At 72.0% G+C, this 24,997-nt stretch carries 19 protein-coding genes and 1 tRNA gene; 5 read left to right on the top strand and 15 right to left on the bottom strand.

Features of this window, described 5'->3' with window-relative positions; translation table 11 throughout:
* Positions 1–4 precede the first annotated feature (4 nt).
* The 7 genes from OG842_RS25725 to OG842_RS25695 form a co-directional block, all read right to left on the bottom strand.
* On the bottom strand, positions 5–688 hold the full coding sequence (locus OG842_RS25725) for a hypothetical protein (protein WP_266732937.1): 684 nt from the start codon (positions 686–688) through the stop codon (positions 5–7).
* Entirely contained in the window at positions 685–1,107 is a 423-nt protein-coding gene (locus OG842_RS25720; RefSeq protein ID WP_266732936.1) for an acyl-CoA thioesterase, read from the bottom strand. Before OG842_RS25720 ends, OG842_RS25725 begins: the two co-directional genes overlap by 4 nt.
* Positions 1,108–1,112: 5 nt before the next feature.
* Positions 1,113–2,777, bottom strand: a complete 1,665-nt coding sequence (gene ettA / locus OG842_RS25715) for an energy-dependent translational throttle protein EttA (protein ID WP_266732935.1) — start codon at positions 2,775–2,777, stop codon at positions 1,113–1,115.
* A 245-nt stretch (positions 2,778–3,022) separates the two neighbouring features.
* Positions 3,023–4,474, bottom strand: a complete 1,452-nt coding sequence (locus OG842_RS25710) for an LAETG motif-containing sortase-dependent surface protein (protein WP_266732933.1) — start codon at positions 4,472–4,474, stop codon at positions 3,023–3,025.
* Between the two features lie 263 nt (positions 4,475–4,737).
* On the bottom strand, positions 4,738–5,283 hold the full coding sequence (locus OG842_RS25705) for a single-stranded DNA-binding protein (RefSeq protein ID WP_328512550.1): 546 nt from the start codon (positions 5,281–5,283) through the stop codon (positions 4,738–4,740).
* Positions 5,284–5,382: 99 nt separating this feature from the next.
* A complete protein-coding gene (locus OG842_RS25700) occupies positions 5,383–7,302 on the bottom strand; it encodes a YfjP family GTPase (protein ID WP_266732929.1) in 1,920 nt (639 codons plus the stop codon).
* Entirely contained in the window at positions 7,299–8,951 is a 1,653-nt protein-coding gene (locus OG842_RS25695; RefSeq protein ID WP_266732928.1) for a dynamin family protein, read from the bottom strand. Before OG842_RS25695 ends, OG842_RS25700 begins: the two co-directional genes overlap by 4 nt.
* 328 nt (positions 8,952–9,279) lie before the next feature.
* Here OG842_RS25695 and OG842_RS25690 point away from each other — a divergent pair.
* Positions 9,280–9,352 (top strand) — tRNA-Arg (locus tag OG842_RS25690).
* Positions 9,353–9,419: 67 nt separating this feature from the next.
* Here the strand turns inward: OG842_RS25690 and OG842_RS25685 are convergent.
* The 3 genes from OG842_RS25685 to OG842_RS25675 all read right to left on the bottom strand — a co-directional run bounded on the left by OG842_RS25685 (position 9,420) and on the right by OG842_RS25675 (position 13,021).
* Positions 9,420–10,079 (bottom strand): response regulator transcription factor, encoded by a 660-nt coding sequence (locus OG842_RS25685; protein ID WP_266732927.1) that lies wholly within the window; start codon positions 10,077–10,079, stop codon positions 9,420–9,422.
* Entirely contained in the window at positions 10,052–11,413 is a 1,362-nt protein-coding gene (locus OG842_RS25680; protein WP_401874109.1) for a sensor histidine kinase, read from the bottom strand. The genes OG842_RS25685 and OG842_RS25680 overlap by 28 nt, the downstream gene beginning before the upstream one ends.
* 96 nt (positions 11,414–11,509) lie before the next feature.
* Positions 11,510–13,021 carry an FG-GAP and VCBS repeat-containing protein gene (locus tag OG842_RS25675; RefSeq protein ID WP_266732925.1) on the bottom strand — a complete coding sequence of 504 codons (1,512 nt, stop codon included), beginning with the start codon at positions 13,019–13,021 and terminating at the stop codon, positions 11,510–11,512.
* A 313-nt stretch (positions 13,022–13,334) separates the two neighbouring features.
* Here OG842_RS25675 and OG842_RS25670 point away from each other — a divergent pair, with 313 nt between their 5' ends.
* The 4 genes from OG842_RS25670 to rhaS all read left to right on the top strand — a co-directional run bounded on the left by OG842_RS25670 (position 13,335) and on the right by rhaS (position 18,136).
* Positions 13,335–14,873, top strand: a complete 1,539-nt coding sequence (locus OG842_RS25670) for a sugar ABC transporter ATP-binding protein (RefSeq protein ID WP_266732923.1) — start codon at positions 13,335–13,337, stop codon at positions 14,871–14,873.
* Positions 14,870–15,949, top strand: a complete 1,080-nt coding sequence (locus OG842_RS25665) for an ABC transporter permease (protein ID WP_266732921.1) — start codon at positions 14,870–14,872, stop codon at positions 15,947–15,949. The genes OG842_RS25670 and OG842_RS25665 overlap by 4 nt, the downstream gene beginning before the upstream one ends.
* Positions 15,933–16,985, top strand: a complete 1,053-nt coding sequence (locus OG842_RS25660; RefSeq protein ID WP_266732919.1) for an ABC transporter permease — start codon at positions 15,933–15,935, stop codon at positions 16,983–16,985. The genes OG842_RS25665 and OG842_RS25660 overlap by 17 nt, the downstream gene beginning before the upstream one ends.
* 65 nt (positions 16,986–17,050) lie before the next feature.
* Positions 17,051–18,136, top strand: coding sequence for a rhamnose ABC transporter substrate-binding protein (gene rhaS, locus OG842_RS25655; protein ID WP_266732918.1), 1,086 nt, complete (start codon positions 17,051–17,053; stop codon positions 18,134–18,136).
* A gap of 45 nt (positions 18,137–18,181) precedes the next feature.
* Here the strand turns inward: rhaS and OG842_RS25650 are convergent, their stop codons facing one another.
* From OG842_RS25650 to OG842_RS25630, 5 genes are all read right to left on the bottom strand, one after another.
* Complete coding sequence (locus OG842_RS25650) at positions 18,182–18,649, bottom strand: anthrone oxygenase family protein (RefSeq protein ID WP_266732916.1); 468 nt, start codon at positions 18,647–18,649, stop codon at positions 18,182–18,184.
* A gap of 69 nt (positions 18,650–18,718) precedes the next feature.
* Positions 18,719–20,317, bottom strand: coding sequence for a vWA domain-containing protein (locus tag OG842_RS25645; RefSeq protein ID WP_266732914.1), 1,599 nt, complete (start codon positions 20,315–20,317; stop codon positions 18,719–18,721).
* Between the two features lie 132 nt (positions 20,318–20,449).
* Positions 20,450–21,328: an ABC transporter permease gene (locus OG842_RS25640; protein WP_266732912.1), complete on the bottom strand. Its 879-nt coding sequence runs from the start codon at positions 21,326–21,328 to the stop codon at positions 20,450–20,452.
* On the bottom strand, positions 21,325–23,895 hold the full coding sequence (locus OG842_RS25635; protein WP_328512684.1) for an alpha/beta fold hydrolase: 2,571 nt from the start codon (positions 23,893–23,895) through the stop codon (positions 21,325–21,327). Before OG842_RS25635 ends, OG842_RS25640 begins: the two co-directional genes overlap by 4 nt.
* Positions 23,896–24,129: 234 nt before the next feature.
* Positions 24,130–24,852: a DUF981 domain-containing protein gene (locus tag OG842_RS25630; RefSeq protein ID WP_266732910.1), complete on the bottom strand. Its 723-nt coding sequence runs from the start codon at positions 24,850–24,852 to the stop codon at positions 24,130–24,132.
* Between the last annotated feature and the right edge of the window lie 145 nt (positions 24,853–24,997).

Here is a 24,997-nt window from a genome sequence, read left to right as displayed (position 1 = left end):
TCGCTCAGCCCGTGCCCACCGACAGGTTGAGCGAGCCGAGCCCGCTACCCGGACCGCGCAGGGCGACGGAGCCGTACGGGGTACGGAGCCGGAGCCAGGACCCGGCCGTGAGCAGGGCGACGGGAAAGTCCGGCGCGGGGCGGAGGAATCCCAGCGACTGGGCGGCGTGGACGGCCCGCAGCGGAAGCCCGGTACCGGCGACCGTGCGCGACCAGATCTCGCGGCCGATCAGGTCCCGCTCCGCCCGGGTACGGCGCTCCTCGGGCAGCGCCTCGTCGCGGGAGCGGAACTCCGCCACCGCGGCGGTGACCGCCGCGCGCAGGGAGACCGGGTCGGGCAGGCCCGGCAGTTCGCGCCAGCCGCCGCGGGGCGGGAGGACCCCTGTCCACGGCGGCCCGGTGACGGGTGCCGGGACGGCGCCGGTGCCGGTGGACTCCCCGAGGGATTCGAGGAGTTCACCGGCGGACACCGTGACGTCGAAGCCGTCGTCCGGCCCGGACAGCCGCGCCGTCCGGATCGCCAGGACCTCGAACGACGGCGGCCTGCCGAACACGGCCAGCGCACCGCCGCCCGCCTGCATCCGCACCGCGGCGGCCCGGTCGTAGTGGAGCAGCCGACCGAGGAAGGCCGCGAGATCCGCGGCCTCCCTCGGGTCGGCGAACTCCAGCGACCGTACGGGCACCGTCATGCTGCGGCAGGCTCCTCGGCCAGGTACTGCTGGAGGAAGAGCTTCTCCTCGGCGGAGATCCGCCGGGGCCGCTCCTCGGCCAGGTCGTACGGCACGACGACGGTCGAGGCCCGGACGTACACCTGGTCCGGGTCCTTGATCTCGTACGAGATCGTCAGCGACGCGGCGCCGATCTTCGTGACCCACGACTCGACGGTCACCGGCTCGTGCCGGTGGACCAGCGGCCGTACGTAGTCGATCTCGTGCCGGGCCACGACGGAGCCGCCCGCGAAGGACGGCGAACCGTCCCCCGGCGCCAGCCGGAACATGAAGTCGATGCGCGCCTCCTCCAGGTAGCGGAGGAAGACCACGTTGTTCACATGGCCGAAGGCGTCCATGTCCGACCAGCGCAGCGGGCAGTTGTAGATGTGACGAGCCAAGACGATCAGCCTCGCGTGAGCTTCTTGTACGTGGCACGGTGCGGGCGGGCCGCGTCCGCACCGAGTCGCTCGACCTTGTTCTTCTCGTACGACTCGAAGTTGCCCTCGAACCAGTACCACTTGGAGTCGCCCTCGTACGCCAGGATGTGCGTGGCGACGCGGTCCAGGAACCAGCGGTCGTGGGAGATGACCACTGCGGCGCCCGGGAACTCCAGGAGCGCGTTCTCCAGCGAGGACAGGGTCTCGACGTCGAGGTCGTTGGTGGGCTCGTCGAGGAGCAGCAGGTTGCCGCCCTCCTTGAGCGTCAGCGCCAGGTTGAGGCGGTTGCGCTCACCACCGGAGAGGACCCCGGCCGGCTTCTGCTGGTCCGGGCCCTTGAAGCCGAACGCGGAGACGTACGCCCGCGAGGGCATCTCGACCTGGCCGACGTTGATGTAGTCCAGCTCGTCCGAGACGACGGCCCAGAGGGTCTTCTTCGGGTCGATGTTGGCGCGGGACTGGTCGACGTAGGAGATCTTGACCGTGTCACCGATCTTGACCGAGCCGCTGTCGGGGGTCTCCAGGCCCTGGATCATCTTGAACAGCGTGGTCTTGCCCGCGCCGTTCGGACCGATGACGCCGACGATGCCGTTGCGCGGCAGCGTGAACGACAGGTCGTCGATGAGGACCTTGTCGCCGAAGGCCTTCGAAAGGTTCTCGACCTCGACGACGATGGAACCGAGCCGCGGGCCCGGCGGGATCTGGATCTCCTCGAAGTCCAGCTTCCGCATCTTGTCCGCCTCGGCCGCCATCTCCTCGTAACGGGCGAGTCGGGCCTTGGACTTGGTCTGCCGGCCCTTGGCGTTGGAGCGGACCCACTCCAGCTCTTCCTTGAGCCGCTTGGCGCGCTTCTCGTCCTTGCGGCCCTCGACCTTGAGGCGGGCGGCCTTCTTGTCGAGGTACGTGGAGTAGTTGCCCTCGTAGGGGATGGCACGGCCGCGGTCGAGTTCGAGGATCCACTCGGCGACGTTGTTCAGGAAGTACCGGTCGTGCGTGACGGCGACGACGGCGCCGGAGTACTTCGAGAGGTGCTGCTCCAGCCAGTTGACCGACTCGGCGTCGAGGTGGTTGGTGGGCTCGTCGAGGAGCAGCAGGTCGGGGGCCTCGATCAGCAGCTTGCAGAGCGCGACGCGGCGCTTCTCGCCACCGGAGAGGTTGACGACCGGCCAGTCGCCGGGCGGGCAGCCCAGGGCGTCCATGGCCTGCTCCAGCTGGGCGTCCAGGTCCCACGCGTTGGCGTGGTCCAGGTCCTCCTGGAGCTTGCCCATCTCGTCCATGAGCGCGTCGGAGTAGTCGGTCGCCATAAGCTCGGCGACCTCGTTGAAGCGCTTGAGCTTGCCCATGACCTCGGCGGCGCCGTCCTGGACGTTCTCCAGGACGGTCTTGGTCTCGTCGAGGTGCGGCTCCTGCATGAGGATGCCGACGCTGAAACCGGGCGACAGGAACGCGTCACCGTTGGACGGCTGCTCCAGGCCCGCCATGATCTTCAGCACCGTGGACTTACCGGCGCCGTTGGGACCCACCACACCGATCTTCGCCCCGGGCAGGAAGCTCAGCGTGACGTCGTCAAGGATCACCTTGTCGCCGTGCGCCTTGCGCGTCTTGCGCATGGTGTAGATGTACTCAGCCAAGAGAAACCGTCCGGCAATCGATGTGTGGGCAGATACACCCCATCTTGCCTGACGTCCATCCCAGGATGGAAACCCGCCCGGCCCGCGAGACACCCCGTTCCGGCCCCCGGAGCGCGCGGGGAGCCGTCGCCGGACATGCGAGGGCCCCGGTACGCGTCGGCGTACCGGGGCCCTCATCAGCGAACGTGACAGTCCGCCCCGTGTTCGTCACTCCGCAACCAAGGGTGCGGAGTGACGGTGCGGAATCACTGTGCGGAGGTCTGCGTCTTCCGCTTGCGGAGGAGGAAGACCGCGCCGCCGCCGACGACGACGAGGGCGATCGCGACGCCCGCGATGACCGGGGTGGCGCTGGAGCCACCGGTCTCGGCGAGGTCACCCGAGCCGCCGGTGGTGGAGCTGCCGCCGGACGTGGCCGGAGCGGGCTTGTCGCCGCCGGTCTGGGTGTCGGTGCCACCGGCGGCGCTGCCGCTGGTCTTGCAGTCCAGGACACCCTTGAACGTCTTGGAGAAGCCGCCGGGGCCGGTGATCGTGAAGTCGTAGGCCTGGTCCTCGGCGACCGGGACGGTGACCGTCTCGGACTTGCCCGCCTCGATGGTGTGCTTCACACCGGCCAGCTCGAAGGTGAAGGCCTCGTCGCCCGTGTTGGAGGCGGTGACGTCCACGCCGCCCTTGGCGCAGTTCTTCTTCGCCGTGACGGCCGGGATGGCGCCCTTCTTGGCCCAGGTGCCGGTGGCGGTCGCGGAGACCGTGGACTCGCTGGAGCCGGCCAGGATCATGGTCTGGCTCTTGGTGACACCGGCGAACGCGCGGCCGACCGGCACCGAGGTGGTGGCCTGGACCGTCAGCGAGGCGGAGCCGTCGGCGGTGCCCTCGGGCACGTCGAAGTAGAGCTCGGCGCCGTTGGCCGCGGCGGTGACGGGCTTGCCGGCCTTGTCGGTGACCTTGACGCCGGTGGCGGCGTCGGCGGGCGGGGTCACGGAGACCTGGCCGGCGTTGGTGTGGACGGTGACCGGGCCGAGCCGCTCACCGGACTTGCCGGAGACCGCGGCCGGGTCCAGGGCGAGGGACGCCTTGGGCTCGGCCTGGTCGACGGCGTTCTTCTCCAGCCAGTCGGCCAGCTTCTCGGCCTGGCCGTCGGTCGCGTCGACCTTCACGTTGTCCGAGTAGCGCCAGATGGCGACCTGGGTGCCCGCCGCCGCGGTCTTCTCGGTGAGCGGACCGGTGCCGGCCTCCTTGGCGAGCGCCGCGAGGTCGTCGACCTGCGGGTAGGAGTGCTCCAGGATCCAGCGGATCTTGCCGGCGTTCTTGTTGCTGCCGAGCGAGGTCTGGTTCCAGGGGGTCTCCAGGTACTTCGCCTGGTCCTGGGTGGGGTTGTGGATGTCGATGCAGTACGTCTTGAGCTTGCCGCCGCCGTCGACGGTCATCTCGAAGACGCCGGCGGGCAGCTGCTGGTCCTTGCCGCCCGTGTGCAGCACGGCGCGGTCGAAGGTCTTCAACCCGTCCAGCACCGCGGCCGCGCCGCCCTGATGCTGCGGTGCCTCGTCGGCGACCGCGCCGCCCGCGCCGACGAGGGCGCCTGCCATGACCAGACCGGATGCCACCACCGATGCGGCCAGCCGGGCTATGCCGCGCCGCCTCGGAGAATTGGCCGTCGTCCCCGAGGACGACGAAGCGGTCGCTGAAGAAGCAGAAAACACAGAATTCCCCTCCGGGCGGGACCCTCCGCGCCTTATGCGCGTGTGGGGATTGCCCCGCCAGTCGACTCAAGTGCCCCGTGAGTACTGGGGAATCCTAAGGAGGAAGCGATGAACAGTCCCCCGTCATACCGTCGTACAACCATTCCGAATCGGAATCGTTATCGCCGGTATCACCCGCGTTCGCCTCCACGGCCCCTCCACGGCCCCTTCCCCGCCCGCCCCCGGCCCGTATTTCGCCCTGCTCCTGGACCGCTCCAGACCCGTCACGGCACCGACGCGAGCTCTTTCGCAGCCTTCTGACGGTCCGTCGACCGTCCGCGCCGGGAGCCGTCCGGTCCCCCGAACCCGTCGGGGCCGCCCGGCCCGGCGACGTCCTCCGGTTTCGCCGGCGTCCCCGCTCCCGACCCCGCCCCGTCCACACTCCCCACCCGTGCCGTCAGCGCGGGTTCAGCCCTCATCACCCGCCGGAACGCCGCCGTCCCCCGCGTCAGATCGTGGCCCACCGCGACCGCCTCGATGTCCACGAACGTCCTGCGCTGCCCCTCCCGTTCCTCCTCGCGCACCTTCAGCCGGCCGTGCACGACGAGTGGTTCCCCGACGGAAACGGAACCGGACAGATTCAAGGCCAGAGTCCGCCAGGCCCACACCGTGTAAAAGCTGGTGTGCCCGTCCGTCCAGAGCTGTTTCTCGCGGTCCCAGCGGCGCGGCGTCACCGCGAACCGGAATCGCGCCATTCCGCCGGTCGCGGTCTCCCGGAACTCCACGCCCGTAGCCGCGTTGCCCACCAATGTCACCAAGGTGTCGTTCATGACTCCGCCTCCCCTTCGGCCTTCGGAACAGCGATCGCGTCCACGCGGTCACTGATCCCAGGTTGAAGGGGAGGCGGAAATCCTGCTCGCGCCTGTGGACTACCCGCCGGTTGTGGAAATCTCCGTCACCGCCGCGTACCTCTCGCGCACCTCGCGGTACCGCACGAGCTCCGCGGCCACCGGGTCGAGCACCCGGGCCCGCCCGCAGGCCGCCGCCGCCTCGCGCAACTGCCGCTCGGCCTCCTGCCCGTACCGTCGCGCCGGCCCACGCGCCGCGGCCGCGCACGACCACTCCACGAGCGGCCCGCCGACGATCCCGGCCAGCATCACCAGGGCGGGCGTGAAGTAGCCCGGTTCGAGCACGCCGACGATCTGCCCGACCAGCCAGAGCCCGCCGAAGACCTGCAGCAACGTCATCGCAGCCTGTGCCAGAACCGCCGCCGGCCACCACTTCGGCCGCGGCGGCTTCCCGCCCACCCGGCCGCTGTGCGCCACTCCACAGGCCCCGGCCACGCCCGTGGCCACCACCGCCCCACCGCCCGGGGCGTGCTCCGCGCCGGACCTTTCCGCCAGCGCGTCGAGCGCCTCCGGCAACCCGTCCGCTCCGTTCACCGCCGCCTCGCGGACCGCCTGCGCCCAGGGGCCCGGCAGCCCGTCGGCGGCCTCGTCCGCCACCGTCCGTACCGCCTGCTCGACGCGCTGCCGGGAGGAGGGCCGCTCCTCCGGGGGCTCGGGCCGCACCGGGCGCTCCAGGCCTCCGGGCCGCCGGGTTGACTCGTACCAGCGCCAGAGCCGCAGCCATGGCGTGCCGCACGCCCGTCCGGCGTTCCTGCGCCACTCGCGCTCGGCCGCCTGGCCCGCCGCGGCCGCCCCGACGGCTTCCGCCAGCCGGTCGGTGAACTCCTCACGGCTCCGCTCGCCGAGGCCGGGCCGCCCCTCGGCCACGTACACCGGGCGGAGCCTGGCCGCGGCTGCGTCCACGTCCGCGGAGAGCCGGCGCGCCGCCGCGGTGCGTCCCTGGACGAACCGGCCGAGCACCTCGCGCAGTTCATCGACGCCCTCGCCGGTGAGCGCGGACAGGGACATGACGGTGGCGCCCGGTTCGCCGTGCTCGCCGAGCGCCATGCCGTCCTCGTCGAGCAGCCGGCGCAGATCGTCGAGGACCAGGTCGGCGGCGTCGCCGGGCAGCCGGTCGATCTGGTTGAGGACGACGAAGGTGATCTCGGCGTGTCCGGCGAGCGGCTGCAGGTAGCGCTCGTGCAGGGCCGCGTCCGCGTACTTCTCCGGGTCGACGACCCAGATCACCGCGTCGACCAGCGCCAGGACCCGTTCGACCTGTTCCCGGTGTTCGGTCGCCGCCGAGTCGTGGTCGGGCAGGTCGACGAGTACGAGGCCCTGGAGAGCCTCGTCGGTGTCCGCGCCGCCCGGCTGCGGCCTGCGCCTGAGCCGTCCCGGGATGGCGAGCCGGTCGAGCAGTCCGGCGGCCCCGTCGGTCCAGGAGCAGGCGATGGGGGCGGCGGTGGTCGGCCTGCGCAGCCCGGTCTCGGAGATCTGGGCGCCCGCGAGGGTGTTGAAGAGCATCGACTTGCCGCTGCCGGTGGCCCCGGCGATGGCGACGACGGTGTGCCGGGAGGAGAGCCGCTGCCGGGCCGCCGCCTCGTCGAGCACCCGTCCCGCTTCGGCGAGGGTGTCCCCGTCGAGCCGGGCCCGGGACAGTCCGACCAGTTCCCGCAGCGCGTCGAGCCGGGGCCGGAGCGGGCCGCCGGAGGGCACGTACGCCTCGACCTGGGGCGGTCGCACGTCGTCGTCCGGGGCGGGCTCGGGTTCGGGGTCCGTCGCCTTGGCCGCCGCCCGCCGGGCGATGAGCCCGTCGTTCCATTCCCGGCCCGGCTCCGGCACCCGGCCCGGCTCCGGCACGCGGCCGGCCTCCGGTACCGGGACCGGCCCGTCGGTCTCCCGGTCCTCGGGGGGAGCGGGGCTCCCGGCCGGTGCGGTCCCCTCGTCAGTGACGGCAGTCATCGCTGCCACCTCTCCTTCTGCAGTACGGACAGCGCGGCGATCAGTTCGGCCTGCGGCTCCGGGGCCACGTCGAGCGCGTCGAGCGGTGCGAGCCGCCGGTCGCGCTCGCCGTCCAGCACCCGGTCCAGGCATTCGGTGAGCAGCGCCCCGCCCTTGTCGCGCAGCCGCAGCGCGGTCTGGGCGCCGATCCGTTCGGCGAGCTGTTCCCCGGCGCCGCGGGTGCGGCGGCCGCCGAGCAGCGCGGCGGCCAGCAGCGCGGCCAAGGTCTCGGGGTCGGGGGCGGCATTGCGTTCCAGGCTGCGCACCTCTTCCTCGGCCAGCTCCTCCAGGACCCGCCACCACCGCCGTACGGCCATGGCGATCCGGCCCCGGATGTCCTCGGCGGGCCCCCATCCCCCGGCCTCCCGGCCGACGTCCTCGAAGCCGAACTCGCCGGCCGCGGGTTCGCGCTGCCAGGTCGTACGGATCTGCTCGTCGGCGGCGGCCACGGCGCACTGCAGGAGCGCGGCGAGGCTTTCGACCAGCGCTTCGAGGAGTTCCCCCGAGGTGCTGTACTGCGGGTAGCCGCGCCACCTGGTCCGGGCGTCCCCGGCGAGCACGCCGCCGCTGTGCAGCCTGCGCCGGACCCGGGCGCCCTCCGCCCGGTACGCGTCCTCGACCACGCCGGTCAGCCGCACGGCCGCCGCGTACTGCGCCGCGACGGCCCCGGCCAGCTCGGGCATCCGTACGTCCAGCGAGTCGATGACCCCGGCCGCCGTACGCCCGACCGCCTGCTGGCGGGCCGCCGGGTCCTGGGCGCGGTGGCTGAGCCAGGCGCGCAGCGGGGCGACGGCGGTCGTGGGCAGCAGCCCGCTGCCGCCACCGGCCGATTCGGGCAGCTCGGGGATGGTGAAGCGCGGCACCTCGCCGAGCCCCGCACGGGTGAGCAGCGCCCCGTACTGCTGCGACACCTCGGCGATCACCTGGTGCGGCACCCGGTCGAGGACGGTGACGAGCGAGGCGTCGTACTGCTTGGCGGTACGCAGCAGGTGCCAGGGCACCGCGTCCGCGTAGCGGGAGGCCGTCGTCACCATCACCCATACGTCCGCGGCGCAGATCAGCTCGGCGGCCAGCATCCGGTTCCGCACCACGAGCGAGTCGATGTCGGGCGCGTCCAGCAGCGCGAGCCCGCGCGGCAGCCCCGGCGAGGTCTCGACCCGCAACGAGGTCCCGTTCTCCTCCTCGCACCCGTCGAGCCCGTCGAGGTCGTCGCACCGGCCGGGCTCCCCGGACTCCTCCGGCGGCAGCCAGACGCGGGTCAGCTGCGGCAGTACGCGTGCCCCCGCGAACCAGTGGTGATCGTCCGGATGGCAGACGAGCACGGGTGTCCGGGTGGTCGGCCGCAGCACCCCGGCCTCGCTGACCGGCCGCCCCACCAGCGAATTGACCAGCGTCGACTTCCCCGCGCCGGTCGACCCGCCGATGACCGCGAGCAGCGGTGCTTCGGGATCCCTGAGCCGGGGAAGCAGATAGTCGTCGAGCTGGGCGAGCAGCTCGCTCCGGGTCTGCCGGGCGCGCGCGGCACCCGGCAGGGGGAGTGGAAGACGCACGGCGGCGACACGGTCGCGCAGGGCGGAGAGTGCGTCGATGAGCTGAGGCCGTACGTCCAAGGTCACCACATGCGAAGAATGCCCAATTTTGGAGCCATTTTGAAGCGTATAGCCATCTCTGCGCGCCGGTTCTCTCCCAGGAATGAAGTCGGGACAGAGGGGATGAGTGGGGCGCAGGCATAACGAGTGCACAACACCCGGGGCGCGAGGCGCCAAAAGCGGTGCAGGAATCCCACCCACCTGCGATTATCGGTTCGCTTCACCGAACCTCCACATCGTGCCACGCAGGTGAAGCAACCAGGACGAGGCGATCGGAGCCCTATCCTTGTCCCGGCAGGTCACCGACCGGCCCGGCCCCAGGGCTCCAGGCCGCCGAGGCCACCACCCGGCCCCCGTAGCTCAGTGGATAGAGCAGGTGCCTTCTAAGCACTTGGCCGCAGGTTCGAGTCCTGCCGGGGGCGCACGAATCAAGACCCTCCTCCGGGAGGGTCTTTTTGCCGTTCTCGGACCGGTTCGGGTCGGGGGCCGTCAGGCGCGCAGGAAGGTCAGGACCGCCAGGACTCTGCGGTGCGTCTCGTCGGCCGGCGGGAGGTCCAGCTTGGCGAGGATGTTGCCGATGTGTTTGCCCACCGCCGCCTCGGAGACGACCAGTTCGCGGGCGATCGCGCCGTTCGACCGGCCCTGGGCCACCAGGGCGAGCACCTCGCGCTCCCTGGCGGTGAGGCGTTCCAGCGGGTCGCGGCGGCGGCGCAGGAGCTGGCGTACGACTTCGGGGTCGACGACCGTGCCGCCGTCGGCGACCTCGCGCAGCGCGTCGATGAACTCCTCGATCTGGCCGACCCGGTCCTTGAGCAGATAGCCGACGCCCGAGCCGTCGCCGGAGTCCAGGAGGTCCGCGGCGTAGGCGCGTTGCACGTACTGGCTCAGGACCAGCACCGGGAGGGCGGGCTGCCGCTCGCGGAGCCGGACCGCCGCGTGCAGGCCCTCGTCCTGGAAGCCCGGCGGCATCCGGACGTCGGTGACGACGATGTCCGGGGCGTGTTCGGCCACGGCGGTGGCGAGGGCTTCCGCATCGCCGACCGCCGCGACCACCTCGTGGCCGAAGCGGCCGAGCAGGCCCGTCAGTCCCTCGCGCAGCAGCACGCTGTCCTCGGCCAGGACTACACGGAGTGATCGGTCCACTCGCAAGGAATCTCCACACGCAATCGGGTCGGTCCCCCGGCCGGGCTGGACAGCGCAAGTCTGCCATCGAGCACGGAGACCCGGTCGGCGAGGCCGGTCAGTCCGCTGCCGCCCCCGGACGTGCTCGCGCCGCCTCGTCCGTCGTCGTGGATCTCCAGGAAGAGGCGGCCCGCACGGTGGCCCCCGCTGACCTCGGCGCGGCTCGCGCCGCTGTGTCTGGCGACGTTGGCCAGGGCCTCGCAGACCACGAAGTAGGCGGCCGCCTCGACGGCTTCGGGGAGCCGGCCGGGCAGTTCGACGTTCAGTCCGACGGGGATCACGGAGCGTTCGGCGGCATCGGCGACCGCGGCCCGGAGGCCGTAGTCGGCCAACACCTGGGGGTGAATTCCGTGGATCAGTTCGCGCAGTTCCGCGAGGGCCCTGCCCGCCTCCTCGTGGGCCCGGGTGAGCTGGTCGGCGAGGGGGCCGGGCGGGGCGTCCAGGCGGGCCAGGCCCAGCATCATGGTGAGGGCGACGATGCGCTGCTGGGCGCCGTCGTGCAGATCGCGTTCGATGCGACGGCGTTCGGCCTCGAAGGCGTCGACCAGCCGGACCCGGGAGCGGGTCAGTTCCATGACCCGTGCGTCCCGCTCCGAGGGTCCGGGGGTGAGCAGGAGGCGGGTCAGCTCCGCCCTGGCCCCGGCCAGGGTGCCCAGGGCGTAGCCGCCGAGCAGCAGGAGTACGAGCCCGAGCGCCGCCGTCGCGAAGGCCCCGGGCCAGGTCGTGACCGTCCACAGCTTCACCACGCGGAGCTCCTCGCCGTCCCCGTAGACCTCCATCAGTACGGGGGTGCCCGCCATCGCGAGGGGTGCGGCCGTACAGAGGGCCACCGCGAGGGCGTCGAGCGGCCACAGGACCAGGGCGAACAGCGCCGCGTACCCGAGCTCCCACCAGGTCGCCCGTTCCCGGAACCGGCATGCCGCCCAGCTCCGCAGCCCCGGTTCGGCCGGGCGGCGGTGCGGGTCCGGGGCCGGGGCGGGGCCCATCAGGCCGAGCCTGCGCCGTTCCACGGCCGCCACCGGGATGCCGGTCAGGGTGAGGAGGGCGAGCAGCGGCAGGCCGATCAGTACGACGGAGAGCGCGCCGCCCACGACCGCGGCGGTCACGGTCACGACCAGGACGACCGCACCGGCCAGGGCGCCGCTGATCAGGTAACCCGCCGACCGCCAGGGCCAGGAGGACAGTGGGTAGCGGGGGGACGGCAGGGCCTGCCAGACGGTGCGGGGGCGTGTCCGGGGTCCGTCCGGCTCCGCATCCGCCGGGAGTACGGCGGGACTTGGCTGACGCTGCCTCGGGCTCATGGCCCCACCGTAGAAGCCGGTTCCGGGCGGGTACATCCGTGCTGCCCGACTCCCGGGGGTAGGGCAGGGCCTACCCCCCGGGGCGGGGACGCGGGGTCAGCGGTTGAAGGACGACCCCAGCGCCGCGTTCGTTCCCACGGTGCCGAGCACTCCGTGGCCGAAGGTGAACGAGCCCTTGGCCACCGGGCCGGACGCCGCGGTCGGGAAGATCCACAGGGAGCCGGCGTCCGTGTTCTCGCCGGGGGCGCCGACGGCCAGTTCGCTGCGGCCGTCGCGGTTGGCGTCGACCAGCTTGGCCGCGCCGCCGAACCGGTCGTTCGCCTCGGCCGCTCCGGGGACGTCCGCCGTGTCCTGGTTGAAGCCCACGGTGCCGGTCCCGGTCGGGCCGGACGCGGTGCCGGGGAGGACCAGGACCGAGCCCGCGTCCTTCGTCGTGCCGAGGTCCTCGTTGGGGACGCCGACGGCGATGTCGCCGTAGCCGTCGCCGTTCATGTCGCCGATCGACACCGAGGCGCCGAAGCCGTCGCCCCGCTCGGCGGCGCCCGGGACACCGGCGCTGTCCTGGTTGAAGACCTTGGCCCGGTCGCCCTGCGGGCCGTTCGCGCCGCCCGGTACGTAGGTGATCATGCCGCCCTTGGCGAGCGGGAGCTCCAGGTCGCTGTCGTAGCCGTCGACCGGGCGGCCCACGACCAGGTCGGCGTACTTGTCGCCGTCGATCCGGCCGGCCGTGATGGTCTCGCCGCCCTGGAGGCGGTAGCCGTTGGCCGCGTTCACGGTGGTGTAGTCCTCGGCGAGGCCGGTGGCTCCGCCGTCGCGGACGAGGATGCGGCGGGCGTCGTACTCGTCGCCGTCGTGGACGACGCCGGCCAGGTCGTCGTGGCCGTCGCCGTCGAAGTCGCCCGCGGTGATGTCCATGTAGCGCAGGTCGTCCATGTCGCGGATCTCCCTGGCGGGGGCCGCGGTGCTGCCGTCGCGCTTGAACGGGCCCGACAGGACATAGGTGTTGTGCATGCCGACCGTGACGATGTCCATGGCGCCGTCGCCGTCGAAGTCGCCTGCCGCGGTCCTGGCGCCGACCTCGTCGTACAGCTCGTCGCCGGTCAGGAGGGTCGCGCCGCCGGAGAGTCCCTGCGCGCCGCCCCAGATAACGGTGAGCGAACCGGCGGACCCGGCCGAGCCGATCTTCTCGTTGCCCGCGCCGACCACGAGGTCGCTGTATCCGTCCTTGTCGAGGTCGGCGGAGACCATCGAGCCACCGAACGCGTCACCGGCCTCGGCGGAGTCCGGTATGCCGGGCGAGTCCTGGGTGAAAACCTGCTTGTTGGAGGTCTGCGGCCCGTTCCCGGAGCCGTACACCACGGCCACGTAACCGGCCTTGGCCTTGCCGTCGACGGTGGCGCCGGGCGCGGTGAACGCCAGGTCCGGATAGCCGTCCCCGTTGAAGTCGTCGCGGCGCGGGACCGGTGCGGGCACCGCCCCGTTCGCGGACGCCGGCGCCGAGGTCGTGGCGCGGTCGGGCGTCGCTGCCTGGGCGGTGGGGAAGGTGATCACGGCGGTCGCCACGGTGATGGCGAGTACCACGGTGGTTCCTAGCGCGCGGGATGCCACGTGGACTCCTTCGTTCGGGTGCGGGAGGTTGGTGTGAGCCTGAGATCCGGCGTACGCGGATGGTCCGGTGCGGCGTACGGCACCGGTGCTTCGCAGAGTCAGACCTGCGGTGGCGCGCGGCGGTTGCGTTCGCGCGGCAACCGTCACAGCTCCTCCACCCGGGCCCCTGCCGGGCGGGTGCGGAACAGGGGCGCCACCGCACCATTGACGGTGCCCGCGATCCCCGTCTAGCTTCCGAGCTACCTCATTGAATCCTTTCACGGTGTGGGGGACACCGCGTCACATCGGTGCGTGCCTCCGCTGAGGAGCCCTCATGAACCAGCCCGCCAAGGGCCCGGCCCCGGCCCCCGCCGCCCCGGTCCTGGCACTGAAGGACGTGAGCAAGTCCTTCGGCGCCGTACGCGCCCTGCACGACGTGTCCCTGTCGCTGTGCCCCGGTGAGGTGCACGCGCTCGCCGGGGAGAACGGCGCGGGAAAGTCCACCCTCATCAAGACGCTCGCCGGGGCGCACCGCCCGGACGGCGGACAGGTGCTGCTCGACGGCCGGCCCGTCGCCTTCCACGGGCCCGCCGACGCCCGCGACGCCGGGATCGCCGTCATCTACCAGGAGCCGACCCTCTTCCCCGATCTGTCGATCGCCGAGAACATCTTCATGGGCCGTCAGCCCCGGCGCGGCCTCGGCCGGATCGACCGCCGCGCCATGCACGGGGCCACCGCGGCACTGATGCGCCGGCTCGGCATCGACCTGGCGCCCGGCCGGCCGGCCCGCGGCCTGTCCATCGCGGACCAGCAGATCGTCGAGATCGCCAAGGCGCTCTCCTCCGACGCCCGGGTCCTGATCATGGACGAGCCGACCGCCGCGCTCACCGGCAGCGAGACGGCCCGGCTCTTCGCCGTGGTGCGGACGCTGCGCGACGAGGGCGCGGCCGTGCTGTTCATCTCGCACCGGCTCGACGAGATCTTCGAGCTGTGCGGACGGGTCACGACGCTGCGCGACGGCCGCCTGATCTCCTGCGAGCCGCTGGCCGGGCTGACCCAGGACGACCTGGTGCGCCGGATGGTCGGCCGCGATCTGGACGAGCTCTATCCGAAGCAGGACGCGAAGGCCGGCGAGGTCGCCCTGTCGGTGAGCCGGCTGACCCGCGAAGGGGCCTTCCGCGATGTGTCGTTCGAGGTCCGACGCGGGGAGATCGTCGCGCTCGCCGGGCTCGTCGGCGCCGGCCGGACCGAGGTCGCCCAGGCGGTCTTCGGCGTCGACCGCGCGAACGCCGGGGAGGTACGGGTGAACGGCACTGTGCTGCGCCCCGGGTCGCCGACCGCCGCGATGGCCGCCGGGCTGGCACTCGTACCGGAGGACCGCCGTCAGCGCGGGCTCGTGATGGCGATGTCCGTCGAGCGCAACATCTCGCTCACCGGCCTCGGCGACGTCCGCAGGCGCGGGCTGGTCCGCCGGGCCCTGGAGCACGACCGGGCCGCCGACTGGGCGGTGCGCCTCCGGCTCAAGTACCACCGGCTCGCCGACGCCGTCGGCGAACTGTCCGGCGGCAACCAGCAGAAGGTCGTGCTCGCCAAGTGGCTCGCGACCGGGCCGTCCGTACTCATCGTCGACGAGCCGACCCGTGGCATCGATGTCGGCACCAAGGCCGAAGTCCACCGGCTGCTCTCCTCGTTGGCGTCGGACGGGCTCGCGGTGCTGATGGTCTCCTCCGATCTGCCCGAGGTGATCGGGATGGCCGACCGGGTGCTCGTCATGCGCGAGGGCCGGCTCGTCGCCGGACTCGCGCGCCGCGACGCCACCGAGGAGACGGTCATGGCCGCGGCGACCGGGCTGGGCGGGAGGGCGGTGGCATGACCACCACCGGTGGCGTGACCACCACCGCCGAAGGCCCGCCGGACACCGGCTCCGGGGCTCCGGCGCGCGGCGCCGCCCGGCTCGTGGACGCCGTGTTCCGGGCCCGGGAGATCTCCATAGCCGGGGCGCTCGTGCTGCTGGTCCTCGGCACGTATCTCGCCAACCCCCGGTTCCTGTCCGGCCAGGGCGTCAAGGACCTGCTGCTCAACGCCTCGATCCTGGTGCTGCTCGCGGTCGGCCAGTCGGCCGTCGTGATCACCCGCAACATCGATCTGTCGGTCGGTTCCGTGGTCGGGCTCTCCGCCTTCGCCTGCGGCCGGTTCGTCGCCGGGACGGACCGCGGGGTGCTCACCGTGCTGCTGCTCGGCGCCGCCGTCGGGGTGGTCTGCGGGCTCGTCTCCGGCGCCCTGGTCAGCTTCGGCGGGGTCCCGGCGCTCGTCGTGACGCTGGGCATGCTCTACATCATCCAGGGCGTCGACTACTGGTGGGCGCAGGGCGACCAGATCAACGCCGCCGAGGTGCCGGACCCGGTCCTGGGGCTCGGCAGCGGCAGCGTCAGCGTCGTCGGCCTGCCGTATCTGCCGCTGATCGCCCTGGTTCTGCTCGCCGCGACCGCGTACTTCCTGCGCAACCACCGCTCGGGCCGGGAGCTGTACGCGATCGGTTCGAGCCCGGAGGCCGCCCTGCTCGCCGGAATCCCGATCCGCCGCCGGATCCTCGGAGCGTACGTCTTCTCCGGGGCCGTCGCCGGTTTCGCCGGGGCCCTGTGGCTGGCGCGGTTCGGCACGGTCGTCGCGGACAACGCGCACGGCTGGGAACTGACCGTCGTCAGCGCCGTGGTCGTCGGGGGCGTCGCCGTCACCGGTGGTACGGGGACGGTCTGGGGCGCGGCGCTGGGTGCCCTGCTGCTCACCACCATCGGCAGCGTGCTGGTCGTGCTGAAGGTCGACTCCTTCTGGCAGGGCGCCATCACCGGTGCGCTGCTGCTGCTCGCCATCGGTGTCGACCGGGTCGTGAACCTGCGGATGACCGCCGCACCGAGGAAGAGGAGCGCCCGGCATGGGAACGTCGGCTGAGACGCGGCAGGCGGCGGACGCCGCGCGGACCGGGAGGGGCCGGGCCGCCCGCGTACGGAGTGCGGCGCTGCGCTGGGACACCGCGGTCGGGGTGCTGCTGGTGGCGGTCCTCGTCGCCGGCCTCGGCACCACGGACGGCTTCGGCTCCGGCGAGAACCTCGCCTTCGCGTTCAACGACATCGTCGAGGTCGCCGTCATCGCGCTGCCGATGACGCTGCTCGTCGTCGCGGGTCAGGTCGATCTGTCGGTCGCCTCGATGCTGGGCCTGGGCAGTGCGCTGACCGGTGCGCTGTGGAACGCCGGCTGGGCCTTCGAGACGATCGTGCCGGTGGTGCTGCTGGCGGGCGTGGCGGGCGGGCTGCTCAACGGCTGGCTGGTCACCCGGGTGGGGCTGCCGTCGCTGGCCGTCACCATCGGCACCCTGGCCCTCTACCGCGGTCTGGCCTCGGTGGTGCTGGGCAGCGACGCGGTGACCGACTTCCCGCGGACGTACGCCGACTGGACCGTCGACACCACCACGGTGCCCGGCACCTTCGTCACGTATCCGGTCCTGCTGTTCGCCGTCCTCGCGATGGTCACCGGGATCGTGCTGCACGCCACGGCGCTGGGCCGTTCGCTGTTCGCGATCGGGTCCCAGGAGGAGGCGGCGTACTTCGCTGGGATCCGGGTCAAGCGGATCAAGCTGCTGCTGTTCGTCGTGACGGGGCTGTTCGCCTCGTTCGCCGGTGTCCTGTTCACGTTGCGGTACGGCAGTGCCCGCGCCGACAACGGTCTCGGCTTCGAAATGCTCGTCATCGCCTCGGTGCTGCTCGGCGGCGTCGACTTCGACGGCGGGAAGGGCACCGTGTTCGGCGCGGTCGCCGGGGTGCTGCTGATCGGGGTGCTGAAGAACCTCCTGACGCTCAACGACATCGCCAACGAGGTGCAGGTGATCGTGACCGGCCTGCTGCTCGTGGCGTCCGTGCTCACTCCCCGGGTGATCGCCGCCGTCTTGGAACGACGGCACCGGCGTTCCACCGCCGACGGCCCGTCCTGAGCCCTCCCCCGCACCTCGCCGGAACCACTGAAACCGCCGAAACCGTCGAAAGGCAGATCGCCGCCATGATGCTCCGCAGCACCGCCGGGCGCCGCGCCGTCGCGACCGCCGCCACCGCCGTGTCCCTCGCCCTCGCCCTGGCCGCCTGTTCCGGCACCACGAAGGACAGCGTGGGCGAGGGCTCCGCGAAGTCCGGGCGCACGGCGAAGGCCGATCCGGACGCGCCGCTGAAGAAGGGCCTGAAGCTGGCCTTCCTGCCCAAGCAGATCAACAACCCGTACGAGAAGATCGTGGACGACGCGGGCATCGCGGCGGCCGGGGAGTTCGGCGGCACGGGCAAGGAGGTCGGCCCCTCCGACGCCGGCGCCTCCTCGCAGGTCAGCTACATCAACACACTGATCCAGCAACGCCAGGACGCGATCCTGGTGGCGGCCAACGACCCCAACGCGGTGTGCGGCCCGCTGAAGCAGGCCATGAAGAAGGGCATCAAGGTCGTCGCGTACGACTCCGACACCGCGAAGGACTGCCGCCAGCTCTTCATCAACCAGGCGAGCTCCGAGCAGATCGGCCGCGGCCTGGTCCAGCACCTCGGCGAGCAGATCGGCTACAAGGGAAGGATCGCGATCCTCTCGGCGACCCAGAACGCCACCAACCAGAACACCTGGATCGGCTTCATGCAGGACGAGTTGAAGCTGCCCAGGTACAAGGACATGAAGCTGGTGAAGGTGGCGTACGGGGACGACGCCGACCAGAAGTCGTTCCAGCAGACGCAGGGCCTGATGCAGGCGTACCCCGACCTGAAGGGCATCATCTCGCCCACCACCGTCGGCATCGCCGCCGCCGCCCGCTACCTGAGCGACTCCTCGTACAAGGGCAAGGTCGTGCTGAACGGGCTGGGCACGCCGAACCAGATGCGCAAGTACGTCAAGGACGGCACCGTCGAGCAGTTCTCGCTGTGGAACCCGGAGGAGCTGGGCTACCTCGGTTCGTACGCCGCCGCCGCGCTGGCGTCGGGGCGGATCACCGGCGCGCAGGGGGAGAAGTTCAAGGCGGGCCGGCTCGGCGAGTACACGGTCGGCAAGGACGGCGAGGTCATCCTCGGCAAGCCGACCGTGTTCGATCGCGGCAACATCGACAAGTTCGACTTCTGAGCGGCAGAACCGGCCCGGCTCTTCGTTCCGCGCGTTCCGCGCGGCCTAGAACTCCGCCCCGACCACGGCCAGCAGGGCGAACGCGGCGAGGGACAGCAGCGTCCTGACCCGGTGGAGCCGGTTCCAGCGGGACTCGAACGCGGCGCGGGCCGCGCTGTCGTCGCCGCCCTCGGACTCCGCGAGCGCCTTGTTGAGCGGGATGTTGCCGGCGATCGTGATCAGGTGCCCGGCGACCGCGCAGACCAGCGCCGCGACGGCGAGCACCCGGTCCGTGCCGCCGTCGCCGCCGATGGCCACGACGGCCGGGAACGCGATCACGCCGAGGAAGAGGACCAGGAAGGCCGGTCCCGGCACCTTTTCGTTGAAGCGGCGCATGGCGTCCGTGAACCGCTCGTCGGGCAGCGCGGCGATGCCCGGCATGACCGCGGTCAGGAAGGTCAGCATGAATCCGGCGTAGAGGCCCGTCGTGATCACGGCGAGCGCCAGGAACAGGGAGGACAGGGAGGAGGACATGAGGCACATCATGTCCTCGGCGGGCGGGCCGCCGCCCCCCGTTCGGTCCAGCCGGTCCAGCCGGTCCGGTCAGCCCAGTTCGCCCTCGGGTGTTTCGTCCGAACCGCCGCCTCCCGGGCCGTTCTTGAGCCGGTCGGCCTGTCCGATCATGGTCGCCAGTTTCTGTACCGAGTCGTCCTCGGTCTCGGCGGCCAGCCTCCTCCCGTGCGCGGACAGTTCACCGAGGCCGGGCGCGCCCGGCAGCTCCTCGCCGCGCAGCTCCTCGGCGAGGTAGGCGGCCAGCGCGGCCACTTGGAGGCGCAGGCTGTCACCGCTCCACAGCGGTCCGCCGATCGCGCCCGTCCCGACGGTGCCCTGCTGCTCGTGCGGTGCCCGGGTCTTCGGGTCCAGCCAGCGCACGGTCGCCGTGGCCACATGGCCCGAGGCGCCCGCCCTGAGCCGTACGGCGTAGAGCGCGGTCACCGTGTGGCCGGGGCCGACCTCGCCGCCGTCGACGCGGTCGTTGCGGAAGTCCTCGTCGGCGACCTTGCGGTCCTCGTACCCGATGAGTTTGAACTGCTTGACGGTCTTGGGGTCGAAGGCGACCTGGGCCTTGGCGTCGCGCGCCGTCAGTTCGAGGTGGGCGGGCAGCTGGTCGACGAAGACCTTGCGGGCCTGGTCCTTGTCGGCGATGTAAGTGGTGTGGCCGTCGCCCTTGTTGGTGAGCTGCTCCATGAACGCGTCGCCGTATTCGCTGCCGACGCCGACGCCGAAGAGGGTGATGCCGTGCTCGCGGCGGGCGGAGCCGATGCGTTCCAGGATGGCTTCGGCGTCCGTCTCGCCGGTGTTGGCGAGGGCGTCGGAGAGCAGCACGACCCGATTGTTGGCGCCCTCGACGCGGCCGTCGACCGCCTCGTCGTACCCGCGGCGGATGCCGGCTTCCACGTTGGTGGAGTCGGTGGGTTCCATGGAGTCGACCCGGTCGCGGATCCTGCCCCGGTGGTCCCGCAGCCGGGTCATCGGCAGCAGGGTCTCCGCCTCGTCGCTGAAGGTGACCAGGGAGACCGAGTCGTCGTCGCGGAGTTCGTCGGTGAGGATGTCCAGGGACTCCTTCACCAGGTCGAGTCGGCCCGCTTCGGCCATCGAGCCGGAGATGTCGACGACGAAGGTGAGCGCGGCGGGCGGGCGTTCGTCACGGTTGGGGGCGGCCCGGGTGGCCAGCCCGACCCGCACCAGCGACCAGTCCTCGTCCTTGTCCCCGGCGCGGGCCCCGTCGACGTTCACGGTGAAGCCGTTGCCGTCCGGGCGCCGGTAGCCCTGGCGGAAGCTGTTGACGAACTCCTCGGGCCGCACGGTGGACGGATCCGGCAGGCCGCTGTCGGCGAGGGTGCGGCGCGCGTAGCCGTACGAGGCGGTGTCGACGTCCAGGGCGAAGGTGGACAGGTAGTCGGGCGGTGCGGACTCCCGCAGCCCGTCCTGCTTCTTCGCCCCGTCGCTCTCGGCACCGGCCGAGGCGGCGGGTGCGGGGCCCGGGCGCCCGCCGCCCCGGCTGTCCGTGGCGGCCTTGTCCCCGCTCGACATCCCCGCCGAGCATCCGGTGAGCAGCACACCGCCCGCCAGCAGCACACCGAGTGCGCCGCGCCATTTCCGTACGTGCCGCCTTGTGTGTTCAGCCGTCCGGCGTTCCATCGCCTGCCCCCAACGTCGTCGTGTCAGCACTTGTGAATGTGACGTGCGAGACGGCGCCGGGGAGCAGACGAAGACGTTGCGGAAGCGTCTCGATGCGGCAACGGAGGCGGGGAAATCGGCGGAACATCAAGGTCAGGACACGATGTCCTTACGACTGAACCCCCGGAAGGCGAGAGCGAACAGGATCAGGGCATAGGTCACCGAGACCGCCGCCCCCTTGGCCATGCCGCCCCACTCCAGCTCCGGCTGGAGCGCGTCCGCCCAGGCGAACTGCCAGTGCGCGGGAAGGAATTCGCGCCAGGAGCCGAGTGCGGTGACGGCGTCCAGCACATTGCCGACGATGGTCAGCCCGACCGCTCCGCCGACCGCGCCGAGCGGGGCGTCGGTCTTGGTGGACAGCCAGAACGCCAGCCCTGCGGTGACCAGTTGGGACACGAAGACGAAGGCGACGACGAGTGCGAGCCGGGGCACGGTCTGCGAGGCGGCGAGCGCGCCCCCGGTGGGCAGTTCGAGCGGCCCCCAGCCGTACGCGACGGCTCCCGCGGCCAGTGCGACGAGCGGCAGCAGCACCATCGCGGCCAGGCTGAAGCCGAGCGCCACGACGAGCTTGCTCCACAGCAGCCTGGCCCGTGGCACCGGCGCCGCCAGCAGGTAGCGCAGCGAGGACCAGCTCGCCTCGGAGGCGACGGTGTCGCCGCAGAACAGCGCGACCGGGACGACGAGCAGGAACCCGGCCGAGACGAACAGGCAGGTCGCGGCGAAGTTCGCGGCGGACGCGGTCGCGGTGTCCATCAGGGTGATCCGGTCGCTGCCGCCGCCCCGCGAGTCCGGGGTGCCGCCGATCGCGAACGCGACGATCAGGATGAACGGCAGCGCGGCCAGCACCCCGCCCATGAGCAGGGTGCGGCGCCTGCGCAGCTGGCGCACCGCCTCGACGCGCAGCGGCAGGGTGTGCCGGGCCCGGTAGCCGGGGGCTTCGACGCCCCCGGTGAGATCGACTGCGGCACTCATGCGGAGCCTCCGGAGATCAGGGTGAGGAACGCGTCCTCCAGGCGGCGGTGCGGTCCGACACCGGTCAACGGCACGTCCAGCCTGACCAGTTCGGTGATCAGCCCGGACGCGGTGGCGCCGTCGAGCCGTACCAGCAGTCCGGGTCCGTCGTCGGTGCGGACCGCCGAGCCGATCCCGGCGAGCGCGGCGATCTTCTCGACCAGCGGTTCGGGGACCTCCTCGGCGGTGGTGACGAGCAGCATGTCGCCGGAGCCGGTGATCTCGGCGACCGGGCCCGCCTGGACGAGCCGGCCCCGGTCCATGACCACGAGGTGGGTGCAGGACTGTTCGACCTCGGAGAGCAGGTGGCTGGAGACGATGACGGTCCGGCCCCCGGCCGCGTAACGGATCATCACGTCACGCATCTCGCGGATCTGGGGCGGGTCGAGGCCGTTGGTCGGTTCGTCGAGGATCAGCAGGTCCGGCATGCCGAGCATGGCCTGGGCGATGGCGAGCCGCTGCCGCATGCCCTGCGAGTACGTGCGGACGGCGCGGGCCAGGGCGTCGCCGAGCCCGGCGATCTCCAGGGCCTCCTCCATGTGCGCGTCCTCGGCGGGGCGCCCGGTGGCCTGCCAGTACAGCTCCAGGTTGGCGCGTCCGGACAGGTGCGGCAGGAAGCCGGCGCCCTCGACGAACGAGCCGACGCGGGAGAGCACGGGTGCGCCCGGCCGGATGGCCTGGCCGAAGACCCGGATCTCGCCGTCGTCGGGGGTGATGAGCCCCATCAGCATGCGCAGCGTCGTGGTCTTGCCCGCGCCGTTGGGGCCGAGGAGGCCGAGCACCTGCCCCTTCTCGACCCGGAAGGACAGGTCCTTCACCGCATACCGATCGGCGGACTTGGCGTACTTCTTGGCCAGGCCGGTGATCTGGAGGGGTACGTCGGCCAGCGCCGGGTCGGGTGCGGGTGTCGCGGTGCGGCGGCGGGCGGTGAGCAGCAGCAGGGCGGCGATCACGACGGCGGCGGCCGGGAGTCCCCAGGTCCACCAGGGCAGGGTGGCCGGTGCGGTCTTCAGGGCGGGTGCGGTGGGGACGCTGAGCGGTCCGGCGGGGGTCACGGTGTACGTCGTCGGCTCGGCCGGTGAGGCGTAGCCGAGGTCGGTGGCGGAGAGGACGAGGCGGAGCCGGTGTCCGGCGTCGAATCGGTGGTCGATGGCGGGGAGGGTCAGCCGGACCGGCTTGCCCTGCTGGTCGGGGGTGATCCGGAAGGGGGCGACGAGCTGGGAGGGCAGCAGTTGCTGCTTGCCGTCCGGCGACACGTCGTACACCTTGCCGAACAGCACCGCGTCGCCGTGCCCGGCCTTGACGTCGACCTGAACGGCCGGCGAGCCGGTGACGCTCAGCTCCTCGTCCAGCGGGGCCGAGTCGAAGCGGGCGTACTGGCCGGGGAAGTCGATCGAGAGGCCGACGCCGAGGGAGGAGATCTGGGCGAGGCCGCCGCCGACGCCGGGAACGGCGGAGATGGCGGGCGGGCCCGCCCCGGCGGGGTTGCGGAACGTCTTGGTGCGGCCGGCGAGGGCGACGCTCTCCGTGCCATTGCTCAGCCCCGGGTACGTATCGCTGCTCGCCCCGCGCACCAGGGTGGCCCCGTCGGTGGAGTCGATGCCTCCGGTGCGGGTGACGCGGAAGGCGGGCCCGGTGTCGGCGCCCTTGTCGTCCTTCAGGTACCGGTCGAACCAGCTGCCGATGCGCCGGTGCACCCGGTCGGCCTCCAGGTCGCCGCCGTCGTGTCCGCCGGCGATCCAGTCGACGGCGACCGGTGCGCCGTTGCCGCTGATGGCCTTGGCCATGGCGTCGGCCTGGCCGAGCGGGAAGAGGGAGTCGGACTGGCCCTGCACGATGAGCGCGGGCACCTCGATGCGGTCGGCGACGGCGCTCGGTGAACGCTCGGTGAGCAGGGCGCGTGCGGCGGCGTCGGGCTTGCCGCTCACGGCGACCCGTTCGTACATCTCGCAGAGCTGCTTCTCGAACTTCTGGCAGCCGCCGCCGGTGGTGACGAAGATTCCGGCCCAGAGCTTCTTGAAGACCCCGTCGGGGAAGAGGGCGTCGGCGAGGTTCCAGTAGGTGATCTGCGGGGCGATGGCGTCGACCCGCTTGTCGTGCCCGGCGGCGAGGAGGGAGACGGCTCCGCCGTAGGAGGCGCCGGTGATGCCGACGCGGGGGTCGCCCTTCGCGTCGAGTTCCACCTCGGGCCGGTCCGCGAGCCAGTCGATCAGCCGGGACACGTCCGCGACCTCGCGGTCGGGGGCGTTGAGCCCGATGTTCCCGCCCGACTTCCCGAACCCGCGGGCGGACCAGGTCAGCACGGCGTACCCGGAGCGGGCCAACTGCTCGGCCTGCGCCCGCACATCGTCCTTGCTGCCGCCGAAGCCGTGCCCGATCAGCACGGCGGGCCGGCGCCCGGTGGAGCCGGCGGTGAAGTACGAGGTGTCGATGGACACCCCGTCGGCCTTCATCATCCGGTCCTGGCGGTGCACGGCGGGTCCGCTGTCGTCGGCCGCGGCGTTCCAGGTGCCCGCGCCGGCCAGCACGGCGAGCGCCGCCAGGCCCGCGACCCACCGCCCGCGTCTGCGGAGCGGCAGCCGCCGCCACCTGGACCTGCTCGCTTCGGAAGTCTCCATGGTGCGACCCTAAGCGGGCCGCCGCGGCGTGCGGCCAGCCACCAGGGGGAGGTATCCGGCCTCCTTGCGGCGTACGGCATTCCGCCGCCGTACTCCATGCGCGGTATACCGGGCCGTTCGTGGCGGCGCCGGACACCAGGTGGCTCACATGGTGTTGACGATGAGGCCGATGTGGGTGAAGTAGTTGAGCCCGCCGAAGAGCAGGAACGCCAGACCGGCCAGCCCCCAGACGACGCCGGTCACCGGGGCCAGCCGGCTCGACGGCCGGCGCAGCACGAACGGGAACAGCAGCGCGCCGATGCCCACCAGGACGTACAGCCCGGACATGAAGCTCGCCTCCAGGATCGGCCACCGCGCGAACTCCCCGGAGATGGGTTCCTCGGGCGGTGCGGCGAAGAGGGTGTACTTCCAGCCGGCGGCGGCGATGCCGAAGCAGGCGAGCCCGATCCCGAACACGAAGACGGAGATGGGCTTGGCGACGCGGGCCGACCGTTCGATGCGTTCCGCGCTGTTGAGTTCGGCTCCGCGTTTCCAGAGGTAGAAGGACGCGGCGAAGAGGAAGATTCCGAAGGCGAGGGCCGGTTCGCCGAAGATGATGTTGTCGAACGGGAAGCCCTGCCCGGCGAGCGGCCAGGTCAGGGTCATGTGGAGGCCCGTGGTGACCAGGGTGAAGCCGAGGGCCCCGAAGGCGAGGACCCACCCTTCGGGGGTGATGGCGCGTCCGGGAGTGAGGAGCTGGCGCCCCAGCGCCACCACGAGCAGCAGCCCCGCACCGGCGGCCACCGACATGATCGTGTTGTACGTCGGCATCCTGGCCCAGTCGATCTTCAGGCCGGACGCCGCCAGGGGGATGACGTGGTGGATCATCCCGGGAGCGTATCGATGAATATGCGACCGATGCGGCATTTGCCCCGCTCACCCGAGTCGCAGGCGCGTGACGCATCCTCACGCAGCCCCGCACCCCGCCCCCTCCCGGCGGCACGGAAACCCGGGCGGTCTTGTCATGGACACT

The organism is Streptomyces sp. NBC_00376 (assembly GCF_036077095.1).
In the GTDB taxonomy this organism is placed as follows: domain Bacteria; phylum Actinomycetota; class Actinomycetes; order Streptomycetales; family Streptomycetaceae; genus Streptomyces.
Note: the sequence above shows the minus strand (reverse complement) of the source record. Positions and strands in the feature narration are given on the sequence as shown.

Coding starts and splice junctions, on each gene's coding strand:
- OG842_RS25725 (WP_266732937.1), bottom strand. CDS start 688: ATGACGGTGCCCGTACGGTCGCTGGAGTTCGCCGACCCGAGGGAGGCC.
- OG842_RS25705 (WP_328512550.1), bottom strand. CDS start 5,283: ATGAACGACACCTTGGTGACATTGGTGGGCAACGCGGCTACGGGCGTG.
- OG842_RS25700 (WP_266732929.1), bottom strand. CDS start 7,302: ATGACTGCCGTCACTGACGAGGGGACCGCACCGGCCGGGAGCCCCGCT.
- OG842_RS25680 (WP_401874109.1), bottom strand. CDS start 11,413: ATGAGCCCGAGGCAGCGTCAGCCAAGTCCCGCCGTACTCCCGGCGGAT.
- OG842_RS25670 (WP_266732923.1), top strand. CDS start 13,335: ATGAACCAGCCCGCCAAGGGCCCGGCCCCGGCCCCCGCCGCCCCGGTC.
- OG842_RS25665 (WP_266732921.1), top strand. CDS start 14,870: ATGACCACCACCGGTGGCGTGACCACCACCGCCGAAGGCCCGCCGGAC.
- OG842_RS25660 (WP_266732919.1), top strand. CDS start 15,933: ATGGGAACGTCGGCTGAGACGCGGCAGGCGGCGGACGCCGCGCGGACC.
- rhaS (WP_266732918.1), top strand. CDS start 17,051: ATGATGCTCCGCAGCACCGCCGGGCGCCGCGCCGTCGCGACCGCCGCC.
- OG842_RS25650 (WP_266732916.1), bottom strand. CDS start 18,649: ATGTCCTCCTCCCTGTCCTCCCTGTTCCTGGCGCTCGCCGTGATCACG.
- OG842_RS25645 (WP_266732914.1), bottom strand. CDS start 20,317: ATGGAACGCCGGACGGCTGAACACACAAGGCGGCACGTACGGAAATGG.
- OG842_RS25640 (WP_266732912.1), bottom strand. CDS start 21,328: ATGAGTGCCGCAGTCGATCTCACCGGGGGCGTCGAAGCCCCCGGCTAC.
- OG842_RS25630 (WP_266732910.1), bottom strand. CDS start 24,852: ATGATCCACCACGTCATCCCCCTGGCGGCGTCCGGCCTGAAGATCGAC.